At 51.4% G+C, this 11,909-nt stretch carries 9 protein-coding genes; 3 read left to right on the forward strand and 6 right to left on the reverse strand.

The features are described from left to right. Position 1: 1 nt before the first annotated feature. The 5 genes from IPM52_01845 to IPM52_01865 all read right to left on the reverse strand — a co-directional run bounded on the left by IPM52_01845 (position 2) and on the right by IPM52_01865 (position 7,762). The gene (locus IPM52_01845; GenBank protein MBK9290368.1) at positions 2–949 is read right to left on the reverse strand and encodes an SDR family oxidoreductase; all 948 of its coding nucleotides are present in this window, start codon (positions 947–949) and stop codon (positions 2–4) included. Between the two features lie 44 nt (positions 950–993). Next, the gene (locus tag IPM52_01850) at positions 994–2,322 is read right to left on the reverse strand and encodes a UDP-glucose/GDP-mannose dehydrogenase family protein (protein ID MBK9290369.1); all 1,329 of its coding nucleotides are present in this window, start codon (positions 2,320–2,322) and stop codon (positions 994–996) included. A gap of 122 nt (positions 2,323–2,444) precedes the next feature. Continuing rightward, the gene (locus IPM52_01855; GenBank protein ID MBK9290370.1) at positions 2,445–4,544 is read right to left on the reverse strand and encodes a S9 family peptidase; all 2,100 of its coding nucleotides are present in this window, start codon (positions 4,542–4,544) and stop codon (positions 2,445–2,447) included. Between the two features lie 219 nt (positions 4,545–4,763). After that, positions 4,764–7,436, reverse strand: coding sequence for a hypothetical protein (locus IPM52_01860; protein MBK9290371.1), 2,673 nt, complete (start codon positions 7,434–7,436; stop codon positions 4,764–4,766). 173 nt (positions 7,437–7,609) lie between these two features. Beyond that, positions 7,610–7,762 (reverse strand): YqaE/Pmp3 family membrane protein, encoded by a 153-nt coding sequence (locus IPM52_01865; protein MBK9290372.1) that lies wholly within the window; start codon positions 7,760–7,762, stop codon positions 7,610–7,612. 164 nt (positions 7,763–7,926) lie between these two features. Between IPM52_01865 and porQ the strand changes: the two genes are divergently transcribed. From porQ to IPM52_01880, 3 genes are read left to right on the forward strand one after another with little or no spacing between them, the layout of a single operon-like run. Continuing rightward, entirely contained in the window at positions 7,927–8,982 is a 1,056-nt protein-coding gene (gene porQ / locus IPM52_01870) for a type IX secretion system protein PorQ (GenBank protein MBK9290373.1), read from the forward strand. Positions 8,983–9,035: 53 nt separating this feature from the next. Next, on the forward strand, positions 9,036–10,169 hold the full coding sequence (locus IPM52_01875; GenBank protein ID MBK9290374.1) for a DNA replication/repair protein RecF: 1,134 nt from the start codon (positions 9,036–9,038) through the stop codon (positions 10,167–10,169). Beyond that, positions 10,153–10,443, forward strand: a complete 291-nt coding sequence (locus IPM52_01880; protein MBK9290375.1) for a DUF721 domain-containing protein — start codon at positions 10,153–10,155, stop codon at positions 10,441–10,443. Before IPM52_01875 ends, IPM52_01880 begins: the two co-directional genes overlap by 17 nt. A gap of 79 nt (positions 10,444–10,522) precedes the next feature. Here the strand turns inward: IPM52_01880 and IPM52_01885 are convergent, their stop codons facing one another. Then, positions 10,523–11,770, reverse strand: a complete 1,248-nt coding sequence (locus tag IPM52_01885) for a hypothetical protein (protein MBK9290376.1) — start codon at positions 11,768–11,770, stop codon at positions 10,523–10,525. Positions 11,771–11,909: the final 139 nt, after the last annotated feature.

Consider the following 11,909-nt stretch of genomic DNA (forward strand, 5'->3'; position numbering starts at 1 on the left):
ATCAGTTGTTTGATCCGGTCAGTTCTTTTTCGAAGTACTCAATGGTTTTGATGAGTCCCTGTTCGAGCGGGATGCGGGGTTCCCAGCCCAGCTTTTCTTTGGCGAGGCTGATATCGGGCCGTCGCTGCATCGGATCATCCTGAGGCAGAGGCAGATATACGATCTTCGATTTGCTGCCGGTGAGCCTGAGGATCATCTCGGCAAGTTCGTTCATGGTGAATTCGCCCGGATTGCCAATGTTGACCGGCCCGATGAAATCGTCTGGTGCTTCCATCATGGCGATCATGCCATTGAGCAGATCGTCCACATACTGAAAGCTGCGGGTCTGCATTCCGTCGCCATAGATGGTGATATCTTCACCTTTGAGGGCTTGCACGATGAAGTTCGAAACTACACGTCCGTCGTTGGGGTGCATGCGCGGCCCATAGGTATTGAAAATCCGGATGATTTTGATCCGCACATTATTCTGGATGTGGTAGTCCATAAACAGGGTCTCGGCGCAGCGCTTGCCTTCGTCGTAGCACGAACGCGGCCCAATGGGATTCACATGTCCCCAGTAAGTCTCTTTCTGGGGATGTTGTTCAGGGTTGCCATATACCTCGCTCGTGGATGCCTGCAACACTTTGGCTTTGATTCGTTTGGCCAGGCCGAGCATGTTGATGGCTCCCATCACGGAGGTTTTGATGGTTTTGATGGGGTTGTACTGATAGTGTACCGGCGAAGCAGGGCAGGCCAGGTTGTAAATTTCGTCCACCTCGGCAAAATAGGGTGCGGTCACATCGTGACGGACAAGCTCAAAATAGGGATGCCCGATGAGGTGTGCCACATTTTTTTTTCGTCCGGTAAAATAGTTGTCGAGGCAAACCACATCGTGGCCCTGAGCTATCAGCCTGTCGCACAGGTGCGAGCCGATAAACCCTGCTCCTCCGGTTACAAGAATTCGTTTCATCCGATGGTTTTCGTTTTGCTTTGTGGGGTAAAAACGGGATCAGTTCACACCTTTTGGGTGTTGATACCGATGCAGAAGTAATCGATGTTTTCGGCTTTCATTTCCTTGGCATCGTAGATGTTGCGGCCATCGAAGATGACATGTCTGCGCAGGAGTTTTTTGATTACCCGGAAGTTGGGGAATTTGAATTCCGACCACTCGGTAACCACCACCAGGGCGTCGGCATCCACCAGGGCATCGTACTGGTCTTTGGCAAACTCAATCCTGTCGTTGAATATGCGTTTGGCTTCGTGCATGGCCACAGGGTCGTAGGCCCTGACGATGGCTCCGGCTTCGAGCAATTTGGCGATAACCACCCTCGATGGGGCTTCGCGCATATCGTCGGTATTGGGTTTGAACGAAAGTCCCCAAACCGCAATGGTCTTTCCTTTAAGGTCGCCGTTGTAGTATTTGTTGAGCTTGTTGAACAGGATGGATTTCTGGTCTTCGTTCACTTCTTCCACAGCCTGCAGCACCCGCAGGTTGTAGCCATATTGTTTTGCAGTGTGGATGAGTGCTTTAACGTCTTTTGGGAAGCATGAACCACCGTAACCTGTACCGGGATAAATGAAGTAAGGTCCGATACGCCGGTCGGAGCCAATACCTTTGCGCACCATATTCACATCGGCGCCCACGATTTCGCAGAGGTTGGCAATGTCGTTCATGAAACTGATCTTGGTGGCCAGCATGGCATTGGCAGCATATTTGGTCATTTCGGCCGAAACGATGTCCATAAAAATCACCGGATGACCATTGAGGGTAAATGGTTTGTAGAGGCGCTTCATGATCTCCTCGGCTTTGGGACTGTCAACGCCGACCACAATACGGTCGGGTTTCATAAAGTCGTCGATGGCGGCGCCTTCTTTGAGGAACTCAGGGTTGGAGGCTACGTCGAATGGTATGTCCAGACCTCTCTTTTCCAGGGCTTTACGTATCTCGGCCCGTACTTTTTCGGCTGTGCCGACAGGCACGGTACTTTTGGTCACCATCAGGATGTAATCTTCCATGTTTTCGCCAACCTGACGTGCCACATCGAGCACGTATTTGAGGTCGGCACTGCCATCTTCGTCCGGAGGTGTACCAACCGCACTGAAAATCACCTGACTGTCTTTCAGGTGGGGGCCAAGCTCGGTTGAAAAGCTCAGACGGTTTTTCTGCATGTTGCGGTGCACCATGTCTTCGAGTCCGGGCTCATAGATTGGTATGATGCCTTTGTTGAGGTTTTCGATCTTATTGACATCAATGTCAACGCATACAACATCGATGCCCACTTCGGCAAAACATGTACCGGTGACCAGACCTACATAACCTGTGCCTACTACGGTGATTTTCATAATATTAATTTTTTGTGGTTAAGTTCATCTTTTTTTAAGCTCAATGCTGGTTGTTAGCAATTTGCATACATGCAAAAGTAGCTGATGAATTATACTTTTACAACTAAATTTTTTCGCTTTGATCAGCTGGTTTTTAGCCATTTGTCGAGCCAGCCGAAGAAAGTGCGCTGCCAGAGTACGCTGTTTTGTGGCTTAAGCACCCAGTGGTTTTCGTCGGGGAAGTAGAGGTATTGGGCTGGCACCCCACGCAGGATGGCTGCATTGAAGGCGGCCATTCCCTGGGAGGCAACTATGCGATAGTCTTTCTCGCTGTGAATCACAAGTATAGGGGTGTCCCACTTGTCCACAAACCGGTGGGGTGAGTTGGCATACGACCATTGGGCAACCTTGTTGTTTTTGTCCCAGTATGGTCCGCCAAGGTCCCAGTCAACAAACCACATTTCTTCGGTTTCGAGGTACTGTTGCTCGAGGTTGAACATGCCGTTGTGGGCAATGAAGGCTTTAAAGCGTTTGTTGTGGTGTCCGGCCAGCCAATACACCGAGAATCCGCCATAGCTTGCACCGACAGCGCCAAGCCGTTGTTCATCCACATAAGGTTCTTTGGCCAGGGCATCAATGGCAGTCAGGTAATCGCGCATATTTTGGCCGCCGTAATCCCCGCTGATTTGCTCGAGCCACTCCTGGCCAAAGCCTGGAAGACCGCGCCTGTTGGGTGCTACCACGATATACCCGTTGGCAGCCATAAGCTGGAGGTTCCACCGGAACGACCAGAACTGACTGACGGTGCTTTGTGGTCCTCCCTGGCAATAGAGCAGGGCAGGATACTTCTTTGCCGGATCGAAATCGGGCGGGTAAATCACCCAGGTGTGCATCTGTTTGTTGTCGGTGGTGGTCAGCCAGCGTTCCTCGATCTTACCCAGCCGGATGTTGTTGAAGATGGTTTTATTGACGAATGTGATTTGCTGCTGCCCGCCCGATTGCTCATCAATGGCAAACAACTCCACGGGCGACGACATCGACATGCGCTTACCGATGAGGCGGTCGCCGGCAAGCAGTACTTCGGTGTAGGAGTGCACACCCTCGGTTATCTTTCGTATCTCGTTATTTGTCAGGTTAATGCTATAAACCTGATCAAGGGCATGCCAATTGCTGGTGAAATAAATTTTGCTGTTGTCGGGGCTCCAAACCAGGCTGTGCACATTTTGATCGAAATCTTTGGTGAGGTATTGTTTTTCGCCGGTTTCGAGGTTCATCACAAAAAGCCTGATTTTGTCGGCTTCATACCCGTCGCGTTCCATGCTTTCCCATGCAAGATATTTTCCATCGGGCGAAAACACAGGGTTTTGGTCGTAGCCCATCATGCCTTCGGTGAGGTTGGTGGTTTGTCCTGTTTCGAGATTACAGGCATACAAGTCGCTGTTGGTGGATTTGGCATAAGCCATGCCGGTTCTTTTGCGGGCAGTGTAAACGACAATCTTGCCGTCGGGACTCCAGCTGATTTGTTCCATGCCACCAAAGGGCCTTAGGGGCGATTCCCAGGGCTCGCCTTCCATGATGTCTTTTGGGTTGCTGATTCCTTCAGGTCCGAAATCGGCTACAAACACATGGCTGAAATCGTCCACCCAATGATCCCAGTGCCTGTACATCAGGTCGGTTTGTATGCGTCCGGTAGTCTTTGGCAGGTCGGGGTGGAGGTCGGTGGTGGTCGGGTTGACTTTCACGTCGGACGTAAAGACAATTTTGCTTCCGTCGGGCGACAGGTTGAAGCCATTCAGGCCTTTCTCAATGTTGCTGAGTTTCTTTTTTGCACTCCCGTCGGTCTTGCTTTCCCAAAGCTGCACACTGCCATCCTCGGACGAGAGGAACAGAATGGTTTCGTTGTCCTTCCATCGCGGGTTGAACTCACCAAAAGCCGTCACAGTGATGCGTCTGAAGTCGCTGCCATCAGCATTCATCATCCAGAGGTCGGTGTTTCCTTTGTTTTCCTGCAAATCGTAGTAGGTGATGGTCAGCAGCAGGCGGCTGCCGTCGGGTGAAGCCTGCACTTCGCCAATGCGGCCCATCATCCAGAGTAGCTCAGGATACAATACATCTTTGGCAGGTAGTTCTGTTGGTGGCCCGATCACTTTTTGAATATCTGCAGGTTGATCTTTTTTCTGGCACGAGAAGGCCAGCAATGCGACAAAGAGCGCAACTAAAGATTTGAACGGTGTTGAATTCATGAAACGGAATTTTGGCTTAAAAATAGCCAATAATATTCTGCAATCTGCGCTGCAGCCTTGACTTTGCGAAAAAAAACGCGCCCTGATTGCGATCAGCAAATACGTAAAAGCAGCAGCATGACTTCAGCGGGTGGCTGCAGATTCTTTAGGATCGGTAAAGAACGGGATGATTTATAAATGATAATCAGCTGGATGGTTTAATATTAAGTCAGCTGATCTTCAATGGGCTGAAGCGTTAATGTTTCCGAGCGTAAGAATGGATGCCGCAATGTAGTTCTCGCCGGGATTGAGGGGTGATAGAATGGCAGTGTAAGAAAAGTTTTCTTGCGGGTTAGCAGGCTGAAAGTTTCCTTCCGGTACTGCCAGCAACTCGGGCGGTGATGGAAAGACGGGTTCCTGGACTGAGGTAAGTGCTTTAAGCCCAAGGGCATGGTTGGGTGCGCCCCCGGGAAAGGGGCTCATCTCGGGAACGCCGGCAGCACGGTATAACAGCATTAGGGCATCGAGCGCTGTGATGGAACCGCTGCTGTTGATATCTGCCACTTTTTGAGCCAGTTGGCTGTAAGGTGGCGGACCAACCCACTGCAGCTGGGCAGTTATTGGGTTTTGGGTGGCCATATAACCTAAAATCAATGCGTCAACACCGGTTATGCCGCCCCAGTTGTTCCAGAACCAGCCACTTCCAAGCAAGCTTGATGCGGTTTGCTCGAAGATGCGGATGCCGAGGGGAATGCCTGATGGAAGTTCCTGAAAATAAATTATATGGTCGTTGTTTTGCTGGCATTGGGTGATTGCAGTATCCGTTTGCCCGGGGCGGTAGATGGTCGCACAAAACCGGTTTCCTGCAGTGGCTGACAGGGCAGGGTCGCCTGTGCCAAAGAGGTGGAAAGGGATGTGCAGGCTGGACGATGTGCCGTTGCCGGTTTTGATGAATCTGATAAACAAGGGGAGTTCGCTCACTTCAAGCATCAGTTTTCCGTTGTTCCAGATGGGCTGATGCAGAATGGGGATGGTATCGTGGGCAACGAGGGTGAAAACCTGCGCAAACCAGTCGCCGGGAGGCAGATTGACAGGATGGGCATAATTGGAAATGCTCAGGTCGGATGAGGTCCGGCACCAGACGACCTCGGTAAGGGTATCGGATTGTGCGGTTCCGAAACGGTAGGCCATCACCCGGTTGTCGGTGGTGGGCTGCTCGCTGCGGTAGTACTGGTTGTGCAAAAGCCTCGTAAAAGTATGCACATAGTACCACGATTTCTTGGGTTGATGACCGAACCAGATTTCACCCGTGAGTCCGCTGCTGTTGTATATATTTGGGTCAGGGTGGTTCACATCGCGCAGCATGAAGATGTGTGCCTTGTCCACACCGGCTGCTGCGGCAACAAGCAGGCTTCGGAGTAGCCAGCGGCCCTGCATTTCCTGAGCGTCGGCATTGCCCGTCGGACGGCTGGCAATCAGGCTTTCGGGATTGGTGTCGTAGCCAAATTCCGACAGCCAGACTTCTTTTCCCGGCAGGTATTGGTTGCGCCATTGAACAAGCCTGCTCAGCTTCATCATCAGGCTGTCGTCCTCTGGGCTTATGCCATGCTGTCCGTTCTGGCTGTAATGGTGAAAGTTGAGCACATCAGCCGGAAATCCTTGTGTGCGGTTGAAATCGCTCCACAGCTTCATGCAGCGTACATATTCCAGGTTGAGGCTGGCCAGCCCGCCCATGACCATTTTTATCTGTGGATCAGCGGTTTTCATGCCTTTTCCTGGTCCCAGACTTCCCTCGTGCCCATCAAAATCGGCGCTGCACATGGCTGCAAATTCAAAAGGATGAAAGTAGCCGCCCCGACTGAACCACCATTTGTCGGGTTCGTTCCAGTTTTCGAGGTATTCGACCAGACCAAGTCCCGAGACCACGGGCTGACCTGGCCTGAGTTTGAGCATGCTTGCCGGCACATTTGTTTTGCCATAGCGCGCAGCAAACTGGTACATGTAATCAGCATGTTCGATGTAGGAGAAGGGCAGGAGCGGGTCTTTGGCTCCGGTAATGGGCTTGTGCTGGGCAAGGCTGTCGTTGAAACCGGTAATATAAGGAGCGGCTCCCTGAAGCACGGGGCTCACTGTGATGCCGGCCTGTTTTAGCCGGGAGTAAAAGTCATCAAAATCCCAGCCCCAACCGGGACCGCTTACCCAGCTCGGACTCCAGGCATATTGGTTATTGGGGTAGCCCGGATAGGTGGGATCGGTATTGCCTTCGTCCCACTGCCAGTCGTGGTATTCGCGCATGCTGCCGGCAGCCCTGAGGCGAAGCAGGGGATCGTCAACAAAACCGTTTACGCCAATAAGCTGATGCATTGGTTTGGGTGCATGCAACTGTGGCTGAGGCCCGGGAGCAGGAGTACCCAATGGATTGCCGTAAACAACAATTTCGGCAATCCGGCAGGACGGCGACCTGAACCTGAGCATCAGAAAACGGCTCTGGCGGTTAACCGTATGCTGGCGCCACGAGTTCCACTGGTCAAGCACAATAAAGCCGGCTGGCAACCACGAGGCAGGGTTGCCTGTGAAAAATCGCAAGGTGTCGCTGTCGTTCACGTCGAAAACCCAGATGCTTGAAATATAATGGTTTACGCCAAGGTCAATGATCACATCCGCCGGGTAGTAGATGTCCTGATGAGGCCAGCCGGGAAAAAACACCGTTTCAGGATTGCCCGCCTGTCCCGAAGCGGGGTCGCCGGCCAGTTGCTGTTCATCGGAAAGCAGCCAGGCATCGCCTTTGGTGCTGCAATTGTAAAACATCTCTGGTTGAAGCACAATCTTCTGGGGTTGCGCCAGAGCAAATGCCGACCACAACAACAGAAACACCGTTGTGGGTGCCGAAAGATGGCGCGGGATTTTACACATTCGAATCATGGTTTGAAGCTTATATAACCTGCCCGCATTTTTGCCTTGAAGAATGGAAAGTATTCTCCTTTTTAGCATGCCAGGGGCGCAAAAAATGTATGAAATCGCTGGGTGACTAACGATGGTAATGGTCATATGATTGCCGGACATCGTGTGGATAAGGCGGACGAAATTCACTTTTTATTGTTGATTATCAATGCAGCAATCACACCGGGCACCCAGCCTGCGAGTGTCAGCAAAAATACAATGAGCACCGAACCGCAGCCTTTGTCAAGCACAGCCAGCGGAGGAAACAAAATGCACAACAAAACCCTGAAAAGCGACATTTGTTTATTGTTTTGGGGGTAAAGTTAACGCTTCAATCCGGGTTTGAGTGCAGATTTCTCAGGAAAGGGCGAGAAGTAAGGACAGGTTTTGCTTACTTTGCCGGTTCCATATCACTGGCAATAATCAGAGGTGCACATCGTTACTGCAACAAGAATATTCGCGGATGAAGATTTATACAAACACAACGGCAAGTTTTCTATTGATACTTGGCTTACTTTCAGGTTATCTGACCAATGCCCAGCCCACAGGACGAGGCACATATAGTTTTCTCGAGGCGGCGGTCAGTTCGCGATTGGCTGCCCTCGGGGGCGTGCCCCAAACCGGTGTGGACAACGACCTGCAGTTTGTGCAGTTCAATCCTGCGCTGATCAACCCCCAGATGCACAATCAGTTAAATCTTGCATTTGTGGATTACTTTGCCGATGTCAGGTTTACCAATCTGCAATATGGGCGCTCGTTCGATAAGTTCGGGGATTTTGCGGCCGGGCTGCAGTATCACAATTACGGTCGTTTTGAATACGCCGACGAGGCAGGACAACGATCGGGCAGGTTTGGCGCTGCCGATTATGCCCTGAAGATAGGGTGGGGGAGGCGGCTTGACAGCAGTTTCAGCATTGGCGCACAGGCAAAATGGGCGGTCTCGCAATACGAGTCGTACACTTCATTTGGCCTGGCTGTCGACGTGGCAGGTATTTATCACTCGCCAGAAGGCTGGGAACTGGCGCTGATAGCCCGAAACATCGGCAGCGAGATAAAATCCTACCTGCCGGGTCAGGCTTCGTTCATGCCTTTTTCCATGTCGCTGGCTTTCTCGCAGCGGCTTGAACATTTGCCGCTCAGGTTTTTTGCCGTGTACGATCATCTTCAGAAATGGGACCTGACCTATCTGGACCCCATCGACCTACGCGGACGCATCGACCCCATTACAGGCAGGCGAAACGAACTGAAAGGCATTGAGAAAACTGCCGACCAGCTGATGCGGCACATTGTGATGGGAGGTGAGCTCAGCATCGGAAAAAACCTCCGATTGCGCGGAAGCTACAATTACCGCAAACGGCAGGAGATGCTCATACCCGATAAGCCTGCACTGGTAGGTTTTGCCTGGGGAGTTGGCATCAGGGTATCAAAATTCAGCATCGATTATTCACGCTCTACCTTTCATGTGGTAGGCTCGCCTAACTACCTGACTGTTAGCACTAATCTTGACGCTTTCCGCTGATCGCAGGCTTGCCGGGGCTTTTTGTTAACTTTGTGCCGGCACAACAATCCTGCATGCACCTGAGTAAGTTACATTTGCTCGATTTTAAAAACTGCGCCGGCGCCACCCTGGATTTCTCGGAGCGCATCAATTGCTTCATTGGCAATAATGGAGCCGGCAAGACCAACCTGCTCGACAGCATCCACTACCTCTCATATTGCAAGAGTTATTTCAATCTGCAGGACCAGCAAAACATCCGCAACGGGGGTGAGCTTTTCAGTATCGACGGGATCTATGTGAACAGCAGTGACCAGTTCAGGGTGCAGTGTGTGCAACGCCGGAACCAGAAAAAATCGTTCAGGATCGACAAAAAAGAGCTCGACCGACTGGCCGACCACATCGGACGCATTCCGTTGGTCATGGTGTCGCCTTACGATCGCGACCTGATCAACGATGGCAGCGAACTCAGGCGGAAATTCCTCGACAGCATGATCGCCCAGTACGATCCCGTTTATCTTGATGCCCTGATCCGCTACAACAAAGCCCTGATGCAACGCAATACCCTTTTCCGCAACGCATCGCCTCAAGGCCCCGATCCATCGCTTGTCGCCCTCTGGGATGAACAATTGCTGCCTTCAGGCAGGCTCATTTACGAACGCAGGTCTGCTTTTATTGGCGAATATGTGCCGGTGTTTGCCAGATATTATGCCAGCCTGAGTGGCAGCGCAGAAGTTGCAGAGCTCGCTTACGAAAGCACCCTGGCAGATCAGCCCTTCGATGAGATTCTCCGCGAAAGTTTTGCACGCGATGTGCAGCTTGGTTACACCAGCAGGGGCATCCACCGCGACGACCTCAGTTTTTACCTCAATGGCATGCCACTGAAAAAATTCGGTTCGCAAGGTCAGCAGAAGTCATATGCAATAGCACTCAAGCTCGCTCAGTTTGAGCACACTGCATCGAAAAAACAGATGAAACCCATCCTGTTGCTCGACGATATTTTCGATAAGCTCGACGACCGCCGTGTGCAATACCTCATCGAGCTGGTGAGCGGCGATCTTTTTGGTCAGGTCTTTATCACCGACACCCAGGCCGAACGCATCATGCAGCTGTTTGCGCACACCGATATTCCGCACAAAATTTTTTATGTTTCCCAGGGTCAGGTCATTTCCTGGGATCAACACCTCAATGCTAATGGGCAAAAGCAATGAACAGCCTCTGGGTGAGGTAATTGAAGAGCTGCTGAGACGTTACAACCTCAAAGACCAATGGGATGCGGCCCGGGTGGTGCAGGCATGGGAAAGCATTGTGGGCAGTTACATTGCTTCACACACCACCGACATCCACCTTCAAAACGGGGTGCTTTTTGTGTATCTGGACTCAGACGCCCTGCGCAATGAGCTGCTTTATGCCAAAACGCTGCTAATCAGCAAACTGAATGAGGTTGCAGGCTATAAAATTGTCGAAGATGTGGTGCTGAGATGAGCTTTTAAGAAGTTGTTTATCAGACCTACTACGCCAATAAAGGCCTTGCCATTGGGAGTTTCCGAGTAAACGTCAAGGTTTATTTTGCAGGGAAGAAATACTCGAGCGGTTCATCAATCAAAGCCCGCCAGTTTCCCCATGAGTGGCCCTGGTTGACCTCGATGTAGCGCAGCGGATAGCCTTTTTCGTCGAGCACTGCTTTCATGTTTCTGGCCTGGTTTTGCGTATCGGAAATGGTTCCGGTACTCATAAATATTTTCAGGGGTAGCTTCGGACTTTGCTGGTAGTTTTGAATGATGGCATTGTCGAAAGCAGGGGAGTGAATGCCAATGAGTTTGAACCTGTCGGGGCGCATCAGCCCGAAGTAGGCGGAGTTCCAGCCTCCGAGCGAGGTGCCGAGGATGGCTCTGCGTGCTGAGGCCGTATCGGTTTTGAAGTTTTGGTCGATAGCCGGCACCAGCTCATCGGCCACAAAGTTGGCAAACCTGATGTTGGCCCTGTACTCGCTCATGCGGCGATTGTTGCCTGTGGCCGGGTCGCGCGGATCGATGAACACAGCTATGATGGGTTCGATCTTTCCCTGATGTATCAGATTGTCCATCACGATAAGCATTGCTCCGAGCCGGTCGTCGGCGTATTCGTGCCCATCGGTTACGTAAATTACTGGCAATTTATTGATATTGTTGTAATTGTGAGGGAGGTACACCCTATACCGTACCTGATAGCCCAGATTTTGGGGTGAGGATGTGATCAGCATGGGATTGCCAAGTGTGCCGCGGACAACGCCCGGCTGAAGGACGGTTTCCTGCGGAAATTGCCATTCGGGCATGCGAAGCTCGGAATTGGGGCCAAAACCGCTGTATTGCACATAAGGATTGTCGGTGTCGAGCAGCCAGTTGCCATTGACAACCACCTTGTAATCCAGACGGGCATCCGGTGGAAAAGTCTTCAGCAGCCACCAGATATTGGTTCCTTCGAGGCGTTCCCCGCTCCAGCCCGGACTGTTGGCACTCCATCCGTTGAAATCGCCTGCCCAGCGGATGTTGGTGATTCCACTGGCTTTGTACAAAAACAAAGCGGTGTCGTTGCGCCTGAATGGGATCTCAGCATGTGCTTTCAGACTGTCCCACAGCATGTTGATTCGCTGGGTGCGAACAGCGCTGTCGGCAATGGCAGCCAATTGCTGCAATTTACCCTGAAACTCCCGCACCGAGGAAAAAGTTTTGTAATCAGGCTCGGGATCCGGATTTTCGCTTGTTTTGGAGCAGGCATATAGGGTGGTAAAGGTCATCAAGGTGATGGCTAACAATGATATACGATTTGGCATGGACAATTTCTTAGTTGTCCAAAGTTAGGAAAGTACGGGCATGTATGAGAGATGGCTTATGTTGCCGGTATGATTTGATGTGAAATCGTCCCGGTTATCAATCCCTCAGCAGATATGTTTTGCATTTTCAGTGATTGAT

It is taken from the genome of Bacteroidota bacterium, assembly GCA_016715945.1.
Classification (GTDB): Bacteria; Bacteroidota; Bacteroidia; order Bacteroidales; family F082; genus JALNZU01.

Bases quoted from the DNA above. Each gene is read 5' to 3' on its own strand.
- IPM52_01855 (MBK9290370.1), bottom strand. From the start codon at position 4,544: ATGAATTCAACACCGTTCAAATCTTTAGTTGCGCTCTTTGTCGCATTG.
- IPM52_01880 (MBK9290375.1), top strand. From the start codon at position 10,153: ATGGGCAAAAGCAATGAACAGCCTCTGGGTGAGGTAATTGAAGAGCTG.
- IPM52_01860 (MBK9290371.1), bottom strand. From the start codon at position 7,436: ATGTGTAAAATCCCGCGCCATCTTTCGGCACCCACAACGGTGTTTCTG.
- IPM52_01885 (MBK9290376.1), bottom strand. From the start codon at position 11,770: ATGCCAAATCGTATATCATTGTTAGCCATCACCTTGATGACCTTTACC.
- IPM52_01875 (MBK9290374.1), top strand. From the start codon at position 9,036: ATGCACCTGAGTAAGTTACATTTGCTCGATTTTAAAAACTGCGCCGGC.
- IPM52_01865 (MBK9290372.1), bottom strand. From the start codon at position 7,762: ATGTCGCTTTTCAGGGTTTTGTTGTGCATTTTGTTTCCTCCGCTGGCT.
- IPM52_01845 (MBK9290368.1), bottom strand. From the start codon at position 949: ATGAAACGAATTCTTGTAACCGGAGGAGCAGGGTTTATCGGCTCGCAC.
- porQ (MBK9290373.1), top strand. From the start codon at position 7,927: ATGAAGATTTATACAAACACAACGGCAAGTTTTCTATTGATACTTGGC.
- IPM52_01850 (MBK9290369.1), bottom strand. From the start codon at position 2,322: ATGAAAATCACCGTAGTAGGCACAGGTTATGTAGGTCTGGTCACCGGT.